This is a genomic window from Ensifer sp. NM-2, from assembly GCF_003024455.1.
In the GTDB taxonomy this organism is placed as follows: domain Bacteria; phylum Pseudomonadota; class Alphaproteobacteria; order Rhizobiales; family Rhizobiaceae; genus Ensifer; species Ensifer canadensis.
Genome location: NZ_PVZR01000001.1, coordinates 431,675 through 451,997, shown reverse-complemented (window position 1 = coordinate 451,997; position 20,323 = coordinate 431,675). Strand labels below are relative to the sequence as shown.

Annotated in this window: 19 protein-coding genes and 1 tRNA gene; 7 read left to right on the top strand and 13 right to left on the bottom strand. The window is 62.0% G+C overall.

The features are described from left to right. Positions 1 to 71 precede the first annotated feature (71 nt). Positions 72 to 464: a Co2+/Mg2+ efflux protein ApaG gene (apaG, locus tag C6558_RS02270; RefSeq protein ID WP_025425805.1), complete on the top strand. Its 393-nt coding sequence runs from the start codon at positions 72 to 74 to the stop codon at positions 462 to 464. Positions 465 to 470: 6 nt separating this feature from the next. Here the strand turns inward: apaG and C6558_RS02265 are convergent, their stop codons facing one another. The 3 genes from C6558_RS02265 to C6558_RS02255 form a co-directional block, all read right to left on the bottom strand. Next, entirely contained in the window at positions 471 to 1,460 is a 990-nt protein-coding gene (locus C6558_RS02265) for an Hsp33 family molecular chaperone (protein ID WP_025425804.1), read from the bottom strand. 346 nt (positions 1,461 to 1,806) lie between these two features. After that, the gene (gene argF, locus C6558_RS02260) at positions 1,807 to 2,724 is read right to left on the bottom strand and encodes an ornithine carbamoyltransferase (protein ID WP_025425803.1); all 918 of its coding nucleotides are present in this window, start codon (positions 2,722 to 2,724) and stop codon (positions 1,807 to 1,809) included. Between the two features lie 129 nt (positions 2,725 to 2,853). Next, positions 2,854 to 4,053, bottom strand: coding sequence for an aspartate aminotransferase family protein (locus C6558_RS02255; RefSeq protein ID WP_025425802.1), 1,200 nt, complete (start codon positions 4,051 to 4,053; stop codon positions 2,854 to 2,856). A 421-nt stretch (positions 4,054 to 4,474) separates the two neighbouring features. Between C6558_RS02255 and C6558_RS02250 the strand changes: the two genes are divergently transcribed. Continuing rightward, complete coding sequence (locus C6558_RS02250; protein WP_025425801.1) at positions 4,475 to 4,996, top strand: GcrA family cell cycle regulator; 522 nt, start codon at positions 4,475 to 4,477, stop codon at positions 4,994 to 4,996. A gap of 168 nt (positions 4,997 to 5,164) precedes the next feature. On the opposite strand, the gene phoB is transcribed toward C6558_RS02250, so the two are convergent. The 7 genes from phoB to phoR form a co-directional block, all read right to left on the bottom strand. Next, positions 5,165 to 5,848 (bottom strand): phosphate regulon transcriptional regulator PhoB, encoded by a 684-nt coding sequence (gene phoB / locus C6558_RS02245; RefSeq protein ID WP_025425800.1) that lies wholly within the window; start codon positions 5,846 to 5,848, stop codon positions 5,165 to 5,167. 303 nt (positions 5,849 to 6,151) lie between these two features. After that, entirely contained in the window at positions 6,152 to 6,862 is a 711-nt protein-coding gene (gene phoU / locus C6558_RS02240; protein WP_025425799.1) for a phosphate signaling complex protein PhoU, read from the bottom strand. A 56-nt stretch (positions 6,863 to 6,918) separates the two neighbouring features. Further along, entirely contained in the window at positions 6,919 to 7,734 is an 816-nt protein-coding gene (pstB, locus tag C6558_RS02235) for a phosphate ABC transporter ATP-binding protein PstB (RefSeq protein WP_025425798.1), read from the bottom strand. Between the two features lie 13 nt (positions 7,735 to 7,747). Further along, complete coding sequence (pstA, locus tag C6558_RS02230) at positions 7,748 to 9,070, bottom strand: phosphate ABC transporter permease PstA (protein ID WP_025425797.1); 1,323 nt, start codon at positions 9,068 to 9,070, stop codon at positions 7,748 to 7,750. Further along, complete coding sequence (gene pstC / locus C6558_RS02225) at positions 9,067 to 10,551, bottom strand: phosphate ABC transporter permease subunit PstC (protein ID WP_025425796.1); 1,485 nt, start codon at positions 10,549 to 10,551, stop codon at positions 9,067 to 9,069. Before pstC ends, pstA begins: the two co-directional genes overlap by 4 nt. A 95-nt stretch (positions 10,552 to 10,646) precedes the next feature. After that, positions 10,647 to 11,681 (bottom strand): substrate-binding domain-containing protein, encoded by a 1,035-nt coding sequence (locus C6558_RS02220; protein WP_107026820.1) that lies wholly within the window; start codon positions 11,679 to 11,681, stop codon positions 10,647 to 10,649. 194 nt (positions 11,682 to 11,875) lie between these two features. Beyond that, positions 11,876 to 13,147, bottom strand: coding sequence for a phosphate regulon sensor histidine kinase PhoR (phoR, locus tag C6558_RS02215; protein ID WP_025425794.1), 1,272 nt, complete (start codon positions 13,145 to 13,147; stop codon positions 11,876 to 11,878). Between the two features lie 131 nt (positions 13,148 to 13,278). On the opposite strand from phoR, the gene ppk2 reads away from it, so the two are divergent. Beyond that, the gene (ppk2, locus tag C6558_RS02210; protein ID WP_025425793.1) at positions 13,279 to 14,175 is read left to right on the top strand and encodes a polyphosphate kinase 2; all 897 of its coding nucleotides are present in this window, start codon (positions 13,279 to 13,281) and stop codon (positions 14,173 to 14,175) included. Positions 14,176 to 14,336: 161 nt separating this feature from the next. Here the strand turns inward: ppk2 and C6558_RS02205 are convergent, their stop codons facing one another. Continuing rightward, on the bottom strand, positions 14,337 to 15,512 hold the full coding sequence (locus tag C6558_RS02205; RefSeq protein ID WP_025425792.1) for a hypothetical protein: 1,176 nt from the start codon (positions 15,510 to 15,512) through the stop codon (positions 14,337 to 14,339). Positions 15,513 to 15,927: 415 nt separating this feature from the next. On the opposite strand from C6558_RS02205, the gene C6558_RS02200 reads away from it, so the two are divergent. From C6558_RS02200 to C6558_RS02190, 3 genes are all read left to right on the top strand, one after another. After that, positions 15,928 to 16,938 carry a nitronate monooxygenase family protein gene (locus tag C6558_RS02200; RefSeq protein WP_025425791.1) on the top strand — a complete coding sequence of 337 codons (1,011 nt, stop codon included), beginning with the start codon at positions 15,928 to 15,930 and terminating at the stop codon, positions 16,936 to 16,938. Positions 16,939 to 17,016: 78 nt separating this feature from the next. After that, positions 17,017 to 17,092 (top strand) — tRNA-Thr (locus C6558_RS02195). Between the two features lie 117 nt (positions 17,093 to 17,209). Further along, positions 17,210 to 17,560 carry a hypothetical protein gene (locus C6558_RS02190; RefSeq protein WP_025425790.1) on the top strand — a complete coding sequence of 117 codons (351 nt, stop codon included), beginning with the start codon at positions 17,210 to 17,212 and terminating at the stop codon, positions 17,558 to 17,560. Between the two features lie 75 nt (positions 17,561 to 17,635). Here C6558_RS02190 and C6558_RS40595 read toward each other — a convergent pair whose 3' ends face one another. Together C6558_RS40595 and C6558_RS40590 are read right to left on the bottom strand one after the other, a co-directional pair. After that, on the bottom strand, positions 17,636 to 18,358 hold the full coding sequence (locus C6558_RS40595; protein ID WP_051509152.1) for an MFS transporter: 723 nt from the start codon (positions 18,356 to 18,358) through the stop codon (positions 17,636 to 17,638). Beyond that, positions 18,358 to 18,714 carry an MFS transporter gene (locus C6558_RS40590; RefSeq protein ID WP_051509151.1) on the bottom strand — a complete coding sequence of 119 codons (357 nt, stop codon included), beginning with the start codon at positions 18,712 to 18,714 and terminating at the stop codon, positions 18,358 to 18,360. Before C6558_RS40590 ends, C6558_RS40595 begins: the two co-directional genes overlap by 1 nt. A 360-nt stretch (positions 18,715 to 19,074) precedes the next feature. On the opposite strand from C6558_RS40590, the gene C6558_RS02180 reads away from it, so the two are divergent. Next, a complete protein-coding gene (locus tag C6558_RS02180) occupies positions 19,075 to 20,298 on the top strand; it encodes an alpha/beta hydrolase (protein WP_225906200.1) in 1,224 nt (407 codons plus the stop codon). The last annotated feature ends 25 nt before the right edge of the window (positions 20,299 to 20,323 follow it).

Below are 20,323 nucleotides of genomic sequence, written 5' to 3'. Positions count from 1 at the left end.
TCCTGCCGTTATTCTTGACGAAACCATCTTGCTGTAGAATACCCTGAAAGACTTGAAACAAGGTGTTGCTCATGTATCGCGCGCTCACTCGCGACATAGAAGTTACGGTGGAGCCTTATTATCTGGAAGAGCAATCTGATCCGGATGACAGCCGCTATGTCTGGGGCTACCGCATCGTCATCGCCAACCATTCGGCCGAGTCGGTTCGGCTGATGACACGCTACTGGCATATTACCGACGAGAACGGCCAGGTGGACGAAGTCAGCGGGCCCGGTGTCATCGGAGAGCAACCGTTGCTGAACCCCGGCGATACCTACGAATATTCCTCCGGATGCCCGCTCGATACGCCGTCCGGCGTCATGTTCGGCCACTACAGCATGGAATCGGAAGGCGGAGAACACTTCAACGTGGCAATCCCCGCCTTCTCGCTTGATTCACCAGGGCTCGTTCGAACCCTGAATTGAGGCATCCTACTGCTGGCGGACCTCGCTTGCCTCGAAGCGATAGGTGGTCGAGCAGAACTCGCACGTCACCTTGATCAAGCCGTCCTCGATGGTGCTCTCGATATCGTCGGCGTGCAGTCCGGTGAGCACCGAGCGGATCTTTTCGCGCGAACAGCTGCAGCGATCATAGACCGCCTGCGGCTCGTAGACGCGAACGCCGCGCTCGTGGAACAGCCGATAGAGCAGACGTTCCGTGCCGACCATCGGGTCGGTCAGTTCGTCGGCATCGATCGTCTCGACCATGACCTTGGCTTCCGCCCAGAGATCGTCCTCGTCGAAGAGATCCTCGTTGTCGTCGCCGTCACCCCCCGAAAGATCCGGTTGGCGCATGCGCTCCGGCGCATCCGGCAGGAACTGCGCGACCATGCCGCCGGCGCGCCAGCGATGGCGCGGCTTGCCGTTCTCGTCGCGGTCGAGCAGTTCGGCAACGCCGAGGCGCACCTTGGTCGGGATCTGCTCCGACTGGCGGAAGTAGACGCCGGCAATCTCCTCGAGCGTGGCGCCATCGAGCGCAACGATGCCCTGATAGCGCTGGGTATGGGCACCCTGATCGATGGTGAAGGCGAGAACGCCCTTGCCCAGCAGCTCATGCGACTGGGTGCGTCCGTCCTTCAGAGCTTCCTCCAGCGCTTCCTCGTTGAAACGGGCATAGGCGCGCACCCGATCGGGCGTGGCAAAATCGGCGACGACAAGATCGACCGGGCCGTCGCTCTTCGTCTGGACGATAAGCTTGCCGTCGAACTTCAGCGACGTTCCGAGCAGCACGGTCAGCACCACGGTCTCGGCAACCAGCCGCGCGACCGGAAGCGGATAGTTGTGGCGCTCGAGGATCGCATCGAGCATCGGGCCGAGCTGAACGGCGCGGCCACGCACATCGAGGCCCTCCACCTGGAAGGGCACGACATGATCGTCACCGGCAAAGTCGAATTCGCCAAGTCCTGGTGCCATCTCAGTCATCTGCTGCTCCTTACGTCACTAAAGCGCGTCGCGATCGCCAGGATTCGCTGACTGCGCTTCAAGTTTTTGTTCTTGTGCATATCGTTATCGCAAAACCGCTGCGCACTTTTCCGCGACATGCTTGGGAGAGGGCCGCGCAGAGAACATAAACATCCTCCGGTGCAGCCTGCCCGTTATCCTATTCGATCCCGCCATAAACGGATTTGTCTAGCAGGCATGTGCCGTTTTGCCGGCCGATCATGCGCTGCCTGTCGTCAGGTAACGTCCGTTGTTTCCACCCCGGAACGTCCCGCATTCGGCCTAAATCGTGTCGCATGCGGGAAATTTCAATAGGCAGACGCGCCGATCAGACGAGCCCCATGCACCAGGCGATGATCGACTTCTGTGCGTGCAGCCTGTTTTCCGCCTCGTCGAATACCACCGACTGCGGCCCGTCGATGACCTCGTCGGTCACTTCCTCGCCGCGATGCGCCGGCAGGCAGTGCATGAACAGTGCGTCCGGCGAGGCGTGCCTCATCAGCGCGTCGTTGACCTGGAAGGGCTGGAAGACGTTGTGGCCGCGAGCGCGATGCTCCTGGTTCATGGAAATCCAGGTGTCGGTAACGACGCAATGCGCGCCGGCAACGGCCTGCTCGGCCTCATGGCAAAGCAGGATCTCGCCGCCATTGTTGCGCGCCCAGTTGAGGATCTTGTCGTGCGGCTCGGAACCGAGCGGCACCGCCATGTTCATGCGGTAGCCGAAACGGGCCGAGCCCTCGATCAGCGAGTGAAGCACGTTGTTTCCGTCGCCGGTCCAGGCGATGGTCTTGCCCTTCACCGGGCCGCGATGCTCCTCGAAGGTCATGATATCGGCCATGATCTGGCAGGGATGGGTGTCGTCGGTCAGGCCGTTGATGACGGGCACCGTGGCGTGCTCGGCAAGCTCGAGAAGACGGCGATGATCGGTGGTGCGGATCATGATCGCATCGACGTAGCGTGACAGCACCTTGGCAGTGTCGCCGATGGTCTCGGCGCGGCCGAGCTGCATTTCGGTGCCCGAGAGAAACAGGGTTTCGCCGCCGAGCTGGCGCATGCCGACGTCAAAGGAGACGCGCGTGCGGGTCGAAGGCTTTTCGAAGATCATCGCCAACATCTTGCCGGCGAGCGGCTTTTCGGCGGTTCCGGCCTTCGTCGCCGTCTTTCGCACGCGTGCGTCATCGATGATCGTGCGCAGATCGGCTGCCGTCATGGCCGAAAGATCGATGAAATGTCTTGTGCCTGCCATCGTAGTCAATTCCTGTCTCAGAATGGCCCGTGGAGCGCGACCGGTGTCGAAGAGCCAAAAGAACGCTCGACACCTTGGGCTCGCGCATGGACCCTTGGGAAAATCGCTGCCGATCTCCGGGTTCACAAATTAGGCTGCGGCGGTACCGCTGCTGCTTCTCACGGCTTCGGCCGCGCGCTCGATCCGCGCCAGGCCTTCGCGCGCTTCCGCGGCGGTCACCGTCAGCGGCGGCAACAGGCGCAGGACGTTTTCGCCGGCCGGAACAGCCAGCAGCTTCTCCGCGCGGATCGCCTTCAGGAGATCGGCCGAAGGGCCTTTCGCCTTGATGCCGAGCATCAGGCCGTCGCCGCGGATATCCTCGATCACATCGGGGAAACGGTCCTTCAACGACGCGAGGCCCTGGCGGAAGACCAGGGCCACGTCGCGGACATGCTCCAGGAAACCGTCGGCCAGGATGACGTCGAGCACGGCGTTGCCGACAGCCATGGCAAGCGGGTTGCCGCCATAGGTCGAACCGTGCGTACCGGCGACCATGCCGGCAGCCGCCTCTTCGGTCGCAAGGCAGGCACCGAGCGGGAAGCCGCCGCCGATGCCCTTGGCGACAGCCATGATATCCGGACGGATGCCAGCCCATTCATAGGCGAAAAGCTTGCCGGTGCGGCCGACGCCGGACTGGACCTCGTCGAGGATCAGCAGCAGACCGAACTCGTCGCAAAGCGCGCGCAGCTCCTGCATGAATTCCTTGGTGACCGGGCGGATGCCGCCCTCGCCCTGGATCGGCTCGATCAGGATCGCCGCCGTCTCGTCGGTGATCGCATCCTTGAGCGCCGTGATATCGCCGAAGGGAACCTGATAGAAACCCGGGGCCTTCGGGCCAAAGCCCTCGATGTACTTCTGCTGACCACCCGCCGCGATGGTCGCGATCGTGCGTCCGTGGAAGGCACCCTCGAAGGTGATGATGTGGAACTTCTCCGGATTGCCCTTGGCATAGTGGTAGCGACGCGCAGTCTTGATCGCGCATTCGAGCGCCTCGGCACCCGAGTTGGTGAAGAAGACACGATCGGCGAAGGTGACGGCCGTCAGCCGGCGTGCAAGGCTCTCCTGGCCGGGGACCTCATAAAGGTTGGACAGGTGCCAGACCTTCTCGGCCTGCGCCTTCAACGCCTCGACCAGATGCGGATGCGCATGGCCAAGCGAGTTGACGGCGACGCCGGCGGCGAAGTCGAGATAGCGCGAGCCGTCTTCGGCGATCAACCAGACGCCCTCTCCTCGCTCGAAACGCAACGGCGCACGCATGTAGGTGTCGTAAAGCGGCGTGGTTGCAGTCATGGCGAGCCTCTCCTTCATTGCTATCGGCATCGATCCGAGCCCCTGTTGAGCGCGGCAAAAAATTAAAAATGCCGCCTTGCGGCGGCGCAGGCACTATTCCTATTTCGCAGCGCAATGTCAACAAAACCAAGCTTTGCAGTGCGGTCGGACGGGTCTGATCCATGCGACGAAAAAATCACGCGACGGGGCTTGCAAAAATGCAACGCCCACCGAGCAAGTTGGGGAAAACCAAGAAATCGATTCGGCGCGATTCGCGGGACTCTTGCCACGGAGTCCGCCGGTCAGTAGGTTAATGTTCAATTACTAGACGCATGCGGCGGGCCTAGTCACCAAAAGTGTTATCGCGTTGCAGCTCCGGAGCCTGTCCGGAGCGTGGTGAGAGATTCTGTCATCGCCAACGCTGAGAACGGAGAGTGCAGAAATGAACTGGACTGACGAGCGGGTGGAAAAACTGAAGAAGCTTTGGTCCGAGGGCCTGAGCGCGAGCCAGATCGCGGCACAGCTCGGCGGCGTCAGCCGCAATGCGGTCATCGGCAAGGTTCACCGGCTGAGCCTGCCCGGCAGGGCCAAGGCTGGCGGAACCACCGCCGCGACCCGGCCGAAGCAGCGCCCGACTTCGGCGCCGCGCGCTCCGAACTACGCTTCGCGCGTCACGACACGGACGGTTACCCGTGCGGCCGGCGCGACCGTGCTCAAGGAAGAGGTCGAAGTCGATCTCGTCGCCGAACAGGATTTCCGCATCCAGACGGATGTGGTCGTGCCAATGTCGCGCCGCCTGGAGCTGACGCAGTTGACCGAGCGCACCTGCAAATGGCCGATCGGCGACCCGCTCAAGGAAGAATTCCACTTCTGCGGCAACGATTCCCCGGAAGCTTCGCCCTATTGCACATTCCATGCGCGGCTTGCCTATCAGCCGACCTCCGAGCGCCGTCGCGCTCGCTGAGACGACCGAAAACCACATGCAGAAAAGGGGCCGCACGGCCCCTTTTTTATTGGCTGCTGCATGTTTCCCTGGTTCGTATTCGCTTCAAGGAAACATGCCGCAATTCAAGATGCAACAGCGACCTTTGCGCGTCCATTAAGATGCGCGGCGCTGCAGTGGCCGGCTGGCTCAGCTTTCGAGCGAGTAGCCGGCACCGCGAACGGTGCGGATGACATCAGGCATGCTCGAGAAATTCAGTGCCTTGCGCAAGCGACCGACATGCACGTCGACGGTGCGCTCGTCGACATAGATATCGTGGCCCCAGACGCCATCAAGGAGTTGCGAGCGCGAGAACACCCGGCCCGGCGACGACATCAGGAATTCGAGCAGGCGGAATTCCGTCGGACCAAGGCGGACCTCGCGGGTGCGGCGATGCACGCGATGGGTCTCGCGATCGAGCTCGATGTCGCCGCAGCGAAGCAGCGTCGAGAGGACCTCGGGCTTGGCGCGCCGCAGCATCGCCTTGACACGGGCCATCAGCTCCGGGGTCGAGAACGGCTTGACGACATAATCGTCGGCGCCGGTGGCAAGGCCACGAACCCGCTCGCTCTCCTCGCCGCGCGCCGTCAGCATGATGATCGGCAGGCGCTCGGTTTCCGGACGTTGGCGCAGCCGGCGGCAAAGCTCGATGCCGGAAACGCCCGGCAGCATCCAGTCGAGGATCAGGAGATCCGGGAGGCGCTCCTGTAGGCGGATCTCCGCCTCGTCTCCGCGCAGGATCGTATCAACATCGAACCCTTCGGCTTCGAGGTTATAACGCAGCAGGACACTCAGCGCCTCTTCGTCTTCGACAACGGCGATTTTCGGCAACATCAGGCAACGTCTCCTTACCCAGAGCGTCTCGCGTTCGATCGAACGCAAAGAGATGCTCGAACATATAGAATCTGGAGCACTCCGCGCGTTTTCATAGGCACGCGCGAAAACGTATAGCTTCAGACGCAGTAGAGCAGGGCCGCAACCAGGGCTGCGACCGGAGCAGGTTCATAAGCAGGCACTCGAACGTATCCGGGTCTTAAAGCGCGTCGCGATCTCTAAGATGCGCTTGTTGTGCTTTAAGTTCTTGTTTTTGCACATGTCGTTATCGCAAAACCGCTGCGCACTTTTGCGCGACATGCGTTAGTCCTTCACGGCACCCAGCGTCGACGTATTGTCGTCCTTCGGACGCTCGCCTTCCGGCTGCGCGCCCGTCGCCATGTAGTAGATCGTCTCGGCGATATTGGTGGCGTGGTCGCCGATACGCTCGATGTTCTTGGCACAGAAGAGAAGATGCGTGCAGGGCGTGATGTTGCGCGGATCTTCCATCATGTAGGTGAGCAGCTCGCGGAACAGCGAGGTGTAGATCGCGTCGATCTCCTCGTCGCGCTCGCGGATGCTGTTGGCCTTCTCCGGCGAGCGGGAAGCGTAGACGTCGAGGACTTCCTTGAGCTGCACCAGCGCAAGCTCTGCCAGGTGTTCGAGACCGCGCGCCAGCTTGCGCGGGATGCCGGAGCCGGCAACCGCGATGACACGCTTGGCGTTGTTCTTGCCGAGGTCGCCGACGCGCTCCAGATCGGACGCGATGCGGATCGATCCCATGATCTCGCGCAGGTCGGCAGCAACGGGCTGGCGCTTGGCGATGGTGACGATTGCCTTTTCGCCGATCTGGCGTTCGGCTTCATCGAGGATGGTGTCGTCGGAGATCACCTTCTGCGCCAAGGCGAGGTCAGAATTGACAAGCGCACGAACGGATTCGCCCACCATCTGCTCGGCAAGCCCGCCCATCTCGGAGATGCGGCGCGTGAGATATTTCAGTTCTTCGTCGTAGGCGGACATTATGTGCATGGACATAGTCTTCGATCCTTGCGGGCGCGTTCAGGAAACGGGGTGAAGAGGAGCTTCGGCCATCAACCGAACCGGCCCATGATGTAGTCCTGGGTACGCTGGTCATCCGGATTGGTGAACATCTTGTCGGTGTCGTTCTCCTCGACAAGATTGCCGAGGTGGAACATGGCAGTGCGCTGCGAAACACGCGCCGCCTGCTGCATCGAGTGGGTGACGATGACGATCGTGAAGTTGGTACGCAGCTCGTGGATCAGTTCCTCGACCTTGGCCGTCGCGATCGGATCGAGCGCCGAACAGGGCTCGTCCATCAGGATCACTTCAGGGCTGACGGCAACGGCGCGCGCGATGCACAGACGCTGCTGCTGGCCGCCCGAAAGACCGGTGCCCGGCTCCTGCAGGCGATCCTTCACCTCGTTCCACAAACCAGCCTTCTGCAGGCTGGTCTCGACGACTTCGTCGAACTCAGACTTGGTGCGGGCAAGCCCGTGGATGCGCGGGCCGTAGGCGACGTTGTCGTAGATCGACTTCGGGAACGGGTTCGGCTTCTGGAACACCATGCCGACGCGGGCTCGCAGTTCCACGACGTCGATCGTCGGGTCGTAGATGTCGTCTTCATCGAGCGTGATCTTGCCGGTGACGCGGCAGTTCTCGATGGTGTCGTTCATGCGGTTCAGCGTGCGCAGGAAGGTCGACTTGCCGCAGCCCGAAGGGCCGATCAGCGCTGTCACCGTGTTCTCGCGGATATTGAGATTGACGTCGAAAAGCGCACGCTTCTCGCCGTAGTAGACCGACACATCCTTGCCGATCATCTTGTAGGGCACGGTGTTCATTTTCTGATCCAAGGCTTTTTCGACTGCTGCTTCTGACATGATGTTCATAGTAATTACCTCACTACCAACGGCGCTCAAAGCGACGTCGCAACAGAATGGCGCCAAGGTTCATGACGACGAGGAAGATGAGAAGAATGATGATCGCGCCGGATGTGCGCTCGACGAAGGCGCGTTCCGCCTCGTTGGCCCACATGTAGATCTGCACCGGCAGCGCGGTCGACGGCTCCATCGGCGAGCCGGGATAATCGACGACGAAGGCGACCATGCCGATCAACAGCAGCGGCGCGGTTTCGCCAAGTGCATGGGCGAGACCGATGATCGTGCCGGTCAGGATGCCCGGCATCGCCAGCGGCAGGACGTGGTGGAAGATGGTCTGCATCTTCGACGCACCGAGACCGAGCGCTGCCGAGCGGATCGACGGCGGGACCGCCTTCAACGCTGCACGGGTGGCGATGATGATCGTCGGCAGGGTCATCAGCGTCAGCACCAGGCCGCCGACGAGGGCGGCCGAGCGCGGCATGCCGGCGAAGTTGATGAATACGGCCAACCCCAAGAGACCGTAGACGATCGACGGAACGGCGGCGAGATTGTTGATGTTGACCTCGATGAGATCGGTCAGCCGGTTCTTCGGCGCAAACTCTTCGAGATAGATCGAGGCGGCAACGCCGATCGGCAGCGACAGCACGAGCACGATCAGCATCATGAACAGCGAACCGAGGGCGGCAACGCCGACGCCTGCCGCTTCCGGACGGCTCGAGGCACCGAAGGTGAAGATGCCGGTGTTGAAGCTCTTCTTCAGGACGCCGGCGCTTGCAAGCTCGTTCATCCAGGTGACCTGCTGGTCCTTGACCTTGCGCTTGCTCTCATCGACCTTCAGGTCGATCTGCCCCTTGAAGGCGGAGTCGACATTGGCTTCGGCGAGCAGTGTCACCGGTATGGTCTTGCCGATAACCGACGGGTCGGCGACGACGATGTCGCGCAACAGCGTGCGGGAGCTTGCAGACACCATGTCGGTGGCCCGCTTGACCAGCGGACGATTGCTCGGATCGATGCCGAGCTGCTTGATCAGCGCATCGCGGACCAGCAGCGGATAGTTGGCCGCCACCAGCACCTTGCCGTCGGTCGCGCGCTCACCCTTGGGATCGATGACCTTTTCGGTGAATTCGATCGGCAGCGTGATCGTCGTCTGCTGGAACGCGGTGTAGCCGTTGGAGATCACCGTCCACAGCAGCAGAGCGAGGAAGAACAGGCCAAGACTGATGGCGCTGATGCCATAGGCACGGAACCGACGCTCGGCCGCGTAGCGACGCTTGATGCCGATATCACGCTTGGCGGATGCGGGGCGGACGGAGATCCGGACGGCCGGGGAAGCGATGTCGGTCATTCGTACTGTTCCCGATATTTGCGCACGATGTAGAGCGCGTAAATGTTGAGGCCGAGCGTGATAACGAAGAGCGTGATGCCGAGTGCGAAGGCAACCAGCGTCTGCGGCGAGGTGAACTCAAGGTCACCCGTCAGCTGGTTGACGATCTTCACCGTCACCGTGGTCATCGGCTCGAAAGGATTGATTTGCATGCGGGCCGCGACACCGGCGGCAAGCACCACGATCATCGTCTCGCCGACGGCACGCGAGGCGGTCAAAAGCAGAGCGCCGACAATGCCCGGAAGTGCTGCGGGAAGGATGACCTTCTTGACTGTCTCGGAGCGGGTGGCACCAAGGCCGAGCGAACCGTCGCGCAGGGCCCGCGGTACCTGGGTAATGATGTCATCGGAAAGCGAGGACACGAACGGGATCAGCATGATGCCCATGACGATGCCGGCGGTCACGACGCTCTGTGCCTGGATGAAGTTCTGATAATTGCCGGTGACGAGACCGTTCAGTTGGGCAGAGATATCGCGCAGGAATGGGCCGACGGTCACAAGTGCGAAGAAACCGTAGACGATGGTCGGGATGCCGGCGAGCACTTCGAGCAGGGGCTTTGCCGTCGAACGCAGTCGTGGGCTGGCATATTCCGCCATGTAGATGGCGGCAAACAGGCCGATCGGCACCGCAAACAGCATGGCGACGAAGGCGATGTAGAGCGTACCGGCGAGAAGCGGGATCAGGCCGAACTGGCCGGAGGAGCCACCGCTTCCGGCGGCAGCAAACCGGGGGTCCCAGACCGTGCCGAAGAAGAACTCGAAGGGTGAAACCATCGTGAAGAAGCGGCCGGCTTCCGACAGCATAGAGGCGATGATGCCGACCGTCGTCAGGATGGCGATCGAGGACGCTACGATCAGCGCGCCGAGCATGACGCGCTCGACCTGGTTGCGGGCGCGGAAGCGGGTGGCGATGTTGCGGATGGCATAAAAGCCGCCGGCAATCGCGATCAGCAGGACGACGGCGCTCATCAGCCAGCGATTGGTGGCGCTCATCGCGTTGAAATGCTGGGCGGCGGTGATCATGTAGGGTTCGCCCTCGCCGGCAAGAGCCACGCCCTTGGCCGCAAGCGTCGAGCGAAGATTGGCCGAACCGCTTTCAAGCGCCGAAACTTCTTCGGCCGTCAACCGCTTCAGGCCGCCGGCGACCGACTTGACCTGGCCAAGCGCCAGCTCGACCGTGGCGCCGCCCTGCGTCTGCACCGTCTCGGGCAAGGTCGCCCGGGTGCTGGAGTCGATATACATGGGCGCGGCGACGAGCCAGGCGCCGAGTACGAGCGCCGCTGGAAGGATCGCCCAGATGGCGACATAGCTGCCGTGATAGCCGGGTAAGGAATGCAGATTGGAGAGCTTGCCGCCAGCCTGTGCGAAGGAGCGCGCACGACCCCCAAAATAAGAAATAAAACCAATTACAACAATGAGCAAAAGAAGAAATGAAGTACTCATCGGCACGTCTCCGCGGCGTGACGCTCAATGCGCTGCCGGCAGTTCGGATGGAGGCATGCCCCGGCGCGAGACCATCGCGCCGGGGCTTGTCAGTATCAGAGCATGTTGCCGGCTGCGAAAGCCTTGCGAACTTCTTCGCGCTCGGCGTCCGGAGCAGCGACGAGGCCGTATTCTGCAAGCGGGCTTTCCGGGCCGATCATCTGATCGTCGAGGAAGAACTCAACATATTCCTTGAGGCCCGCGATAACGCCGAGATGTGCCTTCTTGACGTAGAAGTACAGCGGGCGGGAAACCGGGTATTCGCCGGAAGCGATCGTTTCGGTCGACGGAACGATGCCGTTGACGGTGGCGACCTTCAGCTTGTCGGCGTTGTTTTCGTAGAAGGACAGGCCGAATACGCCGATGCCGTTCTTGTTGGCAGCGATACGGGCCAGCGTTTCGGTGTAGTCGCCGTCGATGTCGACAGCCATGCCGTCCTTGCGGACTGCGACGCACTTGCTGTGCTGCTGCTTCTCATCGGCAACGGCGGCCTTGATGACGTCAATGGCGCCAGCTTCCTTGCAACCTGCGGCCAGGATCTTCTCTTCGAAGACTTCGCGCGTGCCGTGCTTTTCGCCCGGGATGAAGGCGGCGATGTCGGCGTCCGGCAGAGCGGAGTTGACTTCAGACCACTTCTTGTAAGGGTTGGCAACGAGCTTGCCGTCGACGACGATTTCGGCAGCCAGACCCTTGTAGAGATCAACGGGCTTCAGGGCGAGGTCGGCGTTGCCGGCGTCGGTTGCGAAGACGATGCCGTCATAACCGATCTGGATTTCCTGGATCTCGGTGACGCCGGCGGCCTTGCAGGCCTCGACTTCGCTGTCCTTGATCTTGCGGGAGGAGTTGGCGATGTCGATGGTATCATGGCCAACGCCCTTGCAGAATTCCTTCAGGCCGGCCGAGGAGCCGCCGGATTCGACAACCGGGGTCTTGAAGTCCGGGAACGTTTCGCCGAACGTCTCGGCGACGATCTTTGCGTAGGGAAGAACGGTCGAGGAGCCGGCGACCTGAACCTGATCGCGCGCGGCAGCCACGCCGGCGAATGCGGCGGATGCGACAAGCGCCGCTACGGTGAGTTTAAGAGCTTTCATAAAAGTTCTCCCGGAATGGGCTGGTGTTGAGTGCGCCAAGCGTTGCAGCGCTCTTCGCCGTTTGATCGGCTGCCCCTAACTAGCCGCCGATAGCCACACCTTTTATGTCAGTTTCGCGAAACATTTATGACAGCTCATGTCATTGAAAATAATAATGAAAAATGAACACAGCGGCATTATCCCGCGCCAATATGTCAAAAGCGCACGGTAAACACCGTGCCCTTGCCCAACTCCGAGTGGATCAGGAGCCGCGCGCGGTGGCGGGTCAGGATGTGCTTGACGATCGCAAGGCCGAGACCGGTGCCCTTTTTCGAGCGGCTGGCCTCCACATTGACGCGATAGAACCGCTCGGTGATGCGCGGCACATGCTCGGCCGGAATGCCGGGGCCGTAGTCTCTGACCACGACCTCCGCCTGCCCGCCGTCGTCGCCGGAAAGCTCGACATCGACCCTCTTGCCTTCCTGGCCGTATTTGCAGGCATTCTCGATCAGGTTCTCGAAAACCTCGATCAGTTCGTCGCGATCCCCCTGAACGACCACAGGCGTCTCGGGCATTGTCAGCGTGATCGTCACGTCAAGATCGCCCGCAAGCGGAGCAAGACTGTCGCGGACATGGCCGAGCAGCGGCCGCAGATCGATCGTATCGTCTGGCGCGATGTGCGATTTCAGCTCCAGCCGCGACAGCGACAGGAGGTCGTCGACGAGGCGGCTCATGCGCGTCGCCTGCTCGTGCATGATGCCGAAGAACTTCTCCTGCGCCTTCGCGTCGTTGCGCGCCGGGCCTTGCATGGTTTCGATGAAGCCGCGCAGCGACGCCAGCGGCGTGCGCAACTCGTGGCTGGCGTTGGCGACGAAGTCAGAGCGCATGCGATCGATGCGGCGGGCCTGCGAAATATCGCGGTAGGTCAAGAGAAAGATCCGGCGCCATGGGCCATCGCCACCGATTTCGGCTGGCGCCACCCGGACCACATAGACGGCATCGGACGGCAGCCGCTCGGTGTGCTCGATCTGGTTGATCTTGCCGGTCGCGATCGTCTCGCGGACCATATCGAGAATGCCGGGCGAGCGAACGCGGGCGGCAAGATAGCTGTTGGGCGGGATGGTGCCGAAAGCCTTTTCGGCAGCGATGTTCTGGAAGACGACCGTTTCATCGACAGCCACCACCAGCACCGGCATATCGAGCGCGTTCAGGGCTGGGATCAGGGCGTCGCTGGCCGCGCCCGCAACCGCGGCCACCTTTGCCGCTTTTGCGGCCTTCGGTAGCACCGAAGGCGCGCTGCGGTTGAGCAGGGCTGCGGCAAGCACGATCCAGAACGGCAGCACGACGAGGAAATGAATGCCGGCGACGGTCGCAAGCGCGGCGAGCAGCGCCGTCAGGCCGAGGAGCCAACGTTCTGCCTTCAGTCGCGGCACGAGCATCCGCCAGAACGCCTTGGAACCGTCCAGCACGATATCCTCATGAATCACTTTGTCTTCCTCCCGACCCTAAATGGTCGAGAGATAGCGACCGTTCATGACATGATTTTCACGACGCGCTTGAATCCGCAATGCAATTGTGGCCTCCTCACAGGAAATCGCTCGGGCTGGAGGAAGACCAAATGGCGTCAACGCAGGCAGCAACGAAGACCGAAAGCCGGGCGGTAGAACTCGATATCGGCGGCAAGAAGCGGCTCTTCGACATCGACAATCCCGAATTGCCGAAGTGGATCGACGAGGCCGCGTTCTCCTCCGACGACTACCCCTACAAGAAGAAGCTCGACGACGATGAATACCTGAAGACGCTGGAAAAGCTGCAGATCGAACTGGTCAAGCTGCAACTCTGGCAGCAGGCAACCGGCAAGCGCATCATCGCCCTGTTCGAGGGCCGCGACGCGGCCGGCAAGGGCGGCGCGATCCATGCGACCAGCGGCAACCTGAACCCCCGCTGGGCGCGCGTCGTCGCGCTGACGAAGCCGACAGAAACCGAGCGTGGGCAATGGTACTTCCAGCGCTACATCGCGACGATGCCGACATCAGGCGAACTCGTTCTCTACGACCGCTCTTGGTACAACCGCGCCGGCGTCGAGCCGGTCATGGGCTTCTGCACGCCCGAGCAGCACGAGCAATTCCTGAAGCAGGTGCCGCGCTTTGAAAAGATGATCGTGCACGAAGACATTCAGTTCTTCAAATTCTGGATCAACATCGGCCGCGAGATGCAGCTCAAGCGCTTTCACGACCGCTGCCATGATCCTCTGAAAATCTGGAAGCTGTCGCCGATGGATATCGCCGCACTCAACAAATGGGACGATTATACCGATAAGCGCAACCAGATGCTGAAAGAGACCCATACGGACCAGGCGCCATGGACCGTGGTGCGTGGCAACGACAAGCGGCGCGCCCGTCTCAACCTCATTCGGCACATGCTTTCCAAGCTCGATTATGAGGGCAAGGACAAGGACGCCATCGGCGAGGTCGATGACAAGATCATCGGCTCGGGCCCCGGCTTCCTGAAATAGGCCCGCGGCCTGTCGCGCAAAAGTGCGCAGCGATTTTGCGACAACGACATGCGCAAGAAAAGACGCGCGGCGCTGTAAAGCGCAACAAGAGAACACTTGAGATCGGGACGCGCTTTAGCGTCAGCCGGCCGCCCGTCGGTCTATACCCACCTGCGTTGGGATTATTGACCCGGCAGGACGCGGATGGCGTAAAGGTTCATGCCCTTGCCGCCGCCGCTGATGTCGCTGTTGATGACGATCTGCCCGGCAGCACTCGGCGCAAGGCTGCGATCGAAGGTGACCTTGAACAGCATGTCGACCCGTTCGTCATGCAGGGTGAAACGGTGGCGACCGCACTCGCCCAGCGAAGAGAAGTTGCACTCCACCGCAAACTCGGTCGACTTGCCAGGTGCGGCCTGGACGGTCAACGCCAGTGTCGACGTCTTGCCTGAAAGCTCGGCCAGGATCGCGGCCGGGATCTCGATGGTCACGTCACCGTCGGCATCGGCATTCCCAGATGTCAGCAGGGCGCGCGGTCCGCCATCGTCGTTGACCTGTTCGGCGGTCGCCTGCGGGCCGGGCGTGATCGCGCCTGTCTTGCCGGGCGCATACACCTCGACCCAGTCGCCGGTGAAGCCTTCCTGGGCACCGAGGGTCTGCAGACCGGCGGCACCGTCGAAATCCTGCGATGCCACTGTTGCCGGCGGGTTGGCGACATTGGTATCGCGCGCGGCCGGCGACTGCAGCAGATTGTTGGTCTCGACCCACCAGACGGCAGCCACGACCGCGGCGGCAAGCGTCGCAACGACCATGGCGAGCGAAAGCAGACGCCCCCGCTTGCGTCGACGCTTGCGACCGTCCGTCGCGCGCGCTTCCGGCGCAACTGCGCCTCGGCCTTCATGCGACTGCCTGGCCGCGACCTCGCCGGCCGCTGCCGTCGAGACAACGGGGCCATCGCGGTCGGCGCGAAGGCTGCCAAGCCCACCGTCATTCGGCGCATCGCGCGGTGCCTGGCCGGCGAAAGCCGGCTCGCGGCGGCCGCTAGCGGGCGCGGACGGCTGCAGCTCGGGCCTGCTCGTTGCTGTATCGCGTGGCGTGACCGCGTCGTCGAGGCTGACCGAAGGGGTCGGCGCCGGGCGTGCCTTCAACGCCGCGCGCTCCTCGGTTTCGATCGCATGGATGACCGCTTCCAGCCGATGGCGCTGCTGGGCGACGACGTTCTGATCCTCGATTCCCTGCTTCTGCAGCCCGGTTTCCAGCGCCTGTCGCGCAGATTGATAGATGCGCGCCCGCGTTTCGGCGTTGGTTCTGTCGGAGCGCTCCAGCGCATTTCGGATTGCAGTTTCGAGTCCGCTCACGTCAAATCCTTCTGTGCACACCGGGCCTTACAGCGCCGCGCGTCAAATATGACGCGTAAAGGACGCTGTAACGCCTTAAATCTGCTGCATAATCCTATCCCTGAATCGGATCCGATTTAAAGGATTATGCAGTAGCCCCCGCCGGCGCTCGGCATTCGATCGGTGCCTTTTTCATCATCCGCAAGCTCTTATCGGTTAATTCCGGATGCACGCCGTTGGTTTTGTTAACAATTGCGTAACCGCTGCTTTCAAAATCCGCAAGTCCGACGCGCCGGCAGCCCCGGCAACGGCGGGGAAAACTGCTTCCGAACCGTCGCTTCGCTTCGAAAATCCGCATCTTTGCAAGCGCGCAACTTGCTGCTATCTATTTTGACGTTTACGCAAACGTCAAAAATTTCATGGGATGGAGAACTCGATGTCGCTGCCGCCAATTCTTTCCGGAACGACGAGACTGCCTGTTGTCGGCGCACCCTTGTTCATCGTCTCGCATCCCAAACTGACGATCGCGCAGTGCAAGGCAGGAGTGGTCGGGTCCTTCCCGGCATTGAACGCCCGCCCGCAATCGCAGCTCGACGAGTGGCTTGCCGAAATCACCGAAACGCTGGCCGACCACGACGCCAAGAACCCCGGCCGTCCGGCTGCCCCCTTTGCCGTCAACCAGATCGTCCACAAGTCCAACACCCGCCTCGAACAGGACCTGATGCTCTGCATCAAGTATAAGGTGCCGGTGGTGATATCATCGCTCGGTGCCGTGCCCGAGGTCAACGCCGCCATTCATTCCTACGGCGGCATCGTGCTGCACGACGTGATCAACAACCGCCACGCCAATTCGGCGATCCGCAAGGGCGCCGACGGCCTGATCGCCGTTGCAGCGGGCGCGGGCGGCCATGCGGGCACGCTCTCGCCTTTCGCCCTCGTCCAGGAAATCCGTTCCTGGTTCGACGGCCCCTTGCTTCTCTCCGGCGCGATCGCCAATGGCGGCGCCATCCTGGCAGCCCAGGCGATGGGCGCCGACATGGCCTATATCGGCTCGCCCTTCATCGCCACGCAAGAAGCGCGCGCCAGCGACGCCTACAAGCAGATGATCGTCGACAGCAATGCCGCCGACATCGTCTATTCCAACTACTTCACCGGCATTCACGGCAACTACCTGAAGCCATCGATCTTGGCGGCTGGCATGGACCCGGAAAGCCTGCCGGAAGCCGACCCGTCGAAGATGGACTTCGCCCAGGCCACCGAGGGCGCCAAGGCCTGGAAGGACATCTGGGGCTGCGGCCAGGGCATCGGCGCGGTCCGCGAGGTCACTTCGGTCGCGCATATGGTCGATCGGTGGGAGCGCGAATACGACGCCGCGCGCGCCCGCCTCGGGCTCCGCCCCGCCCCCACGATCGCCGCCAACAAGGAATTTTCAAGTTCTCGAAACTGATGGCTTGAAATCTTGGCGCTTTGCGTTTATCAGCGCCTCACACTTCGTTCCGCGGACTTTTCGCGGAACCGCCTCAGGGCCGCTTTAGCTCAGTTGGTAGAGCACATCATTCGTAATGATGGGGTCAGCAGTTCGAGTCTGCTAAGCGGCACCATTTTCCTTCAAAGAAATGAGCACTGTAGCGGGATGAAAGTCTGAAGCTGGCCGAAGGTCAGCTCGTCTTGCCACGCATGAGCGGCCGGCAAGAGGTCCATTTCGAGGAAGCCGATCGATGTCGCTTAAAGTCAGCCGTTTTCAAGTTCACGAGGATGCCGTCCAGGCCAATGTCTCCGGCCGGACCTGTTCCTTGTCGGCGCTGGAGATCGGCGGCGAGGTGTTTGTCGTGCTCACCTGGCTCGGAAACAAGGACGCGGGCCTGCGCCGTCCGGAATACGTGCTGCCGTTGGCGTCGATACCGCATCAATCGCGCGAACCGGATGCCGGCTCGCCCTATCGCTGGATCCTGACAGGGACGTTGCCAATGTCGCTGTTCGACGGCAGCGCATCGCGGCAGGTCCGCCGACAGCACGGCGTCAGCCCCGGCCCGGCGCTCAACCTGCCGCTACCCGGCGCCACATCCTGATCTGCAGTCAAACGACAGCCTACTGCATGTTTCCTTAAATCCTATTCGATTTAAGGACAAAAGACATGCAGCAATTCAAAGTGCTACAGCGACCTTTGCGCGTCTAATAAGACGCGCGGCGCTGTCGACCGCTCGCTCACGCCGCCGGCTGGCGATCGGCCCCTTCCGGCGCTGGCACACGCCATGTCGCGCGAATGCCGCGACCACGGCAAGGCCCGCCAGAATCGCGGCTGCGGCCGGAAGCACAGATGGCGAGGCCGCTTCGACAAGCAGACCGCCGATGCCCGTGCCCAGCCCGACGCCGACATGCATCGCCGACAGGTTGAGACCGATGCCGGCTTCCGCCGTCTCGGGGCTCTGGCTGATCAGAAAGCTCTGCACCACGGGCGAAATCATCCAGCTGATGCAGCCCCACAGCATCATCACCACTAGGAACAGCAGGCGCATCTCGGACATGAAGGGTACGGCGATCAGCGCAAGCAGGTAGGCGAGCGGCGTCAACCGGATCGCCAGCCGCGGCGGAACGGCATCGCTGAACCGGCCGCCGAGATATCCACCGCAGACGCCGGCCACGCCGAAGGCGAAAAAGGCTGTGACGACCTCATCGCCCCGCATCCCGACGATCTCGGCCAGATAGGGTGCGAGATAGGCGAACAGGATGAAGTGACCGCCGATCATCAGCACCGACACGAGCTGCGCGCAGACGCAGGGTAGCGAGCGCAGATGGCCGGCATAGGAGCCACCGTGCGCCGGCTTCGACCGACCGCCCCCCGGTACGAACCAGCCACATGCCAACATCACGCAGGCCGCAAACAGCTCAAGGCCGATAAAGACGCTGCGCTCGCGGCCGCCATGCCGATGCGGGCGGCAACCAGGACGCCGTAATTCGGGCTGGCAGCGGCCACGACGTTGCTTGTGATGAAGAGCCCCAGCGTCACTAAAAGCAGGGTCCTGCGCTCCAGGCGCGCCGTCAGCATGAGGGCTGCCGGCGCCGCCAACGCGAATGTCACGGAGAAGACCGACGTCAGCTGCCCGGCGAGGCCGATCGAGACGCCGAGCCCTGACGCCACATCGGGCAGGATGCCGATGACGAGATTTTCCGCCGTGCCGGTGGCGAAGGTCGCCAATGCGAGGAGAAGAAGGGGGATGTTCATGTTGCCTTTCCCGATCGGTGGACGCCACGATCGGAAAAGGTCTTCCCGGTGTGGCGACTGGTTGCACACCGGGTTTCGAGGCAGAGCTTCGGTTATCCCTTTGACCGCGCTCCTAGCACGGATCGGCGCCTGCGAGAAGCGCCAAGGTCCGCCGGCTGGGCCGCCGCCTAAGCAGCCGCTATCTGCACAGCGCCACCATAACGCGAGAACCCGGGAAGTACCCGCTTGCATCCGCCGGCCCGGAATGCTGTCATCGCGCCGTCGCGAAAGCACAGTCTGATGCGGCTCGTTTTGTTTCTGCGTGGGGCGCCGATGATTGAGAATGCGCGTATTAAGATCTCGACGGCGCGGATGCCGGCAATGATGACGATCATCCTCCCCGTTGTCCTCTCGCTGGGGCTTGCCGGGTGCGGTGGCAAGCCCAAGGGCGTGATGACGCCGGTCGCCCTGACGGCACAAACACCGAAAACCTCACAGGTGGACATGCTGGTCGCAACGACCCGGCAGCCTTCCGGCGATCCTGCGACTCTGTTTTCAGGCGAAAGAGACGTCAACACCTTCATGACCGATGTTTCGGTATCGATCCCTCCGGATTCGGTGCGCAAGCCCGGCACCGTGCAATGGCCGCGCAAGCTGCCGCCCAATCCGGCGACCGACTTTGCGGTAACGCGGGTGCGGGAACTCGACACACTTGCCGACGGCAAGGCCTGGTTCAGGCAGCACAGTGTCGGCGGCCACACCTTCGTTTTCGTTCACGGCTTCAACAACCGCTACGAGGATTCCGTCTTCCGGCTTGCGCAGATCATCCATGATTCCGGCGCCCAGACAACGCCGATCCTGTTCACCTGGCCGTCGCGCGCCAATGTGTTCGAATACAATTACGACAAGGAAAGCACGAACTACTCGCGCACCGCACTCGAGGATACGCTGCGCATCCTCGCCGACGCGCCTGATGTCAAGGACATCACCATCCTGGCCCATTCCGTGGGCACCTGGCTGACGATGGAATCGCTCAGGCAGATGGGTATTCGCGACGGCAACGTCCCCTCGAAGATCCAGAACGTGATCCTAGCCTCTCCCGATATCGACCTCGACGTCTTTGCCAAGCAATGGGTGGAGATGGGCAAGAAGAAACCGAAGTTCACGATCTTCGTCTCGCAGGACGACCGTGCGCTCGCGCTTTCGAGTTTCATTTCCGGTGACGTTTCTAGGCTCGGCGCCATCGACCCATCGAAGGAACCCTATCGCACGGACCTGGAGAAATCCGGCATCACCGCCATCGACCTGACCAAGGTTGAGACCGATGACGGGCTGCATCACGGCAAGTTCGCCGAAAGCCCGGAGATCGTGCAATTGATCGGCCAGCGGCTGATCAAGGGCCAGACTCTGACCGATTCCAACATTTCGGTCGGCACGGGCATTGCGGCCGTCGTCGCCGGCACAGCCAGAGGCGTCGGCAACGTCGCTGCGACAACGCTGTCCGCGCCGGTCAGCATCATCGAGAATCCACGCCCGACGAAAAAGCGGCAGGTGGTCGGCGACACGCTGTCCGAAGACCAACCGAAGCCGCTGGTGATCAACTGAGTGGACGTTTCGAGGGCCGACCGGA

Coding starts and splice junctions, on each gene's coding strand:
- pstB (WP_025425798.1), bottom strand. CDS start 7,734: ATGAACATCATGTCAGAAGCAGCAGTCGAAAAAGCCTTGGATCAGAAA.
- C6558_RS02255 (WP_025425802.1), bottom strand. CDS start 4,053: ATGACTGCAACCACGCCGCTTTACGACACCTACATGCGTGCGCCGTTG.
- phoU (WP_025425799.1), bottom strand. CDS start 6,862: ATGTCCATGCACATAATGTCCGCCTACGACGAAGAACTGAAATATCTC.
- C6558_RS02200 (WP_025425791.1), top strand. CDS start 15,928: ATGTCGCTGCCGCCAATTCTTTCCGGAACGACGAGACTGCCTGTTGTC.
- C6558_RS40590 (WP_051509151.1), bottom strand. CDS start 18,714: ATGAACATCCCCCTTCTTCTCCTCGCATTGGCGACCTTCGCCACCGGC.
- C6558_RS02250 (WP_025425801.1), top strand. CDS start 4,475: ATGAACTGGACTGACGAGCGGGTGGAAAAACTGAAGAAGCTTTGGTCC.
- pstA (WP_025425797.1), bottom strand. CDS start 9,070: ATGACCGACATCGCTTCCCCGGCCGTCCGGATCTCCGTCCGCCCCGCA.
- argF (WP_025425803.1), bottom strand. CDS start 2,724: ATGGCAGGCACAAGACATTTCATCGATCTTTCGGCCATGACGGCAGCC.
- C6558_RS02220 (WP_107026820.1), bottom strand. CDS start 11,681: ATGAAAGCTCTTAAACTCACCGTAGCGGCGCTTGTCGCATCCGCCGCA.
- C6558_RS02180 (WP_225906200.1), top strand. CDS start 19,075: ATGATGACGATCATCCTCCCCGTTGTCCTCTCGCTGGGGCTTGCCGGG.
- C6558_RS02190 (WP_025425790.1), top strand. CDS start 17,210: ATGTCGCTTAAAGTCAGCCGTTTTCAAGTTCACGAGGATGCCGTCCAG.
- phoB (WP_025425800.1), bottom strand. CDS start 5,848: ATGTTGCCGAAAATCGCCGTTGTCGAAGACGAAGAGGCGCTGAGTGTC.
- C6558_RS40595 (WP_051509152.1), bottom strand. CDS start 18,358: ATGTTGGCATGTGGCTGGTTCGTACCGGGGGGCGGTCGGTCGAAGCCG.
- ppk2 (WP_025425793.1), top strand. CDS start 13,279: ATGGCGTCAACGCAGGCAGCAACGAAGACCGAAAGCCGGGCGGTAGAA.
- pstC (WP_025425796.1), bottom strand. CDS start 10,551: ATGAGTACTTCATTTCTTCTTTTGCTCATTGTTGTAATTGGTTTTATT.
- C6558_RS02265 (WP_025425804.1), bottom strand. CDS start 1,460: ATGACTGAGATGGCACCAGGACTTGGCGAATTCGACTTTGCCGGTGAC.
- apaG (WP_025425805.1), top strand. CDS start 72: ATGTATCGCGCGCTCACTCGCGACATAGAAGTTACGGTGGAGCCTTAT.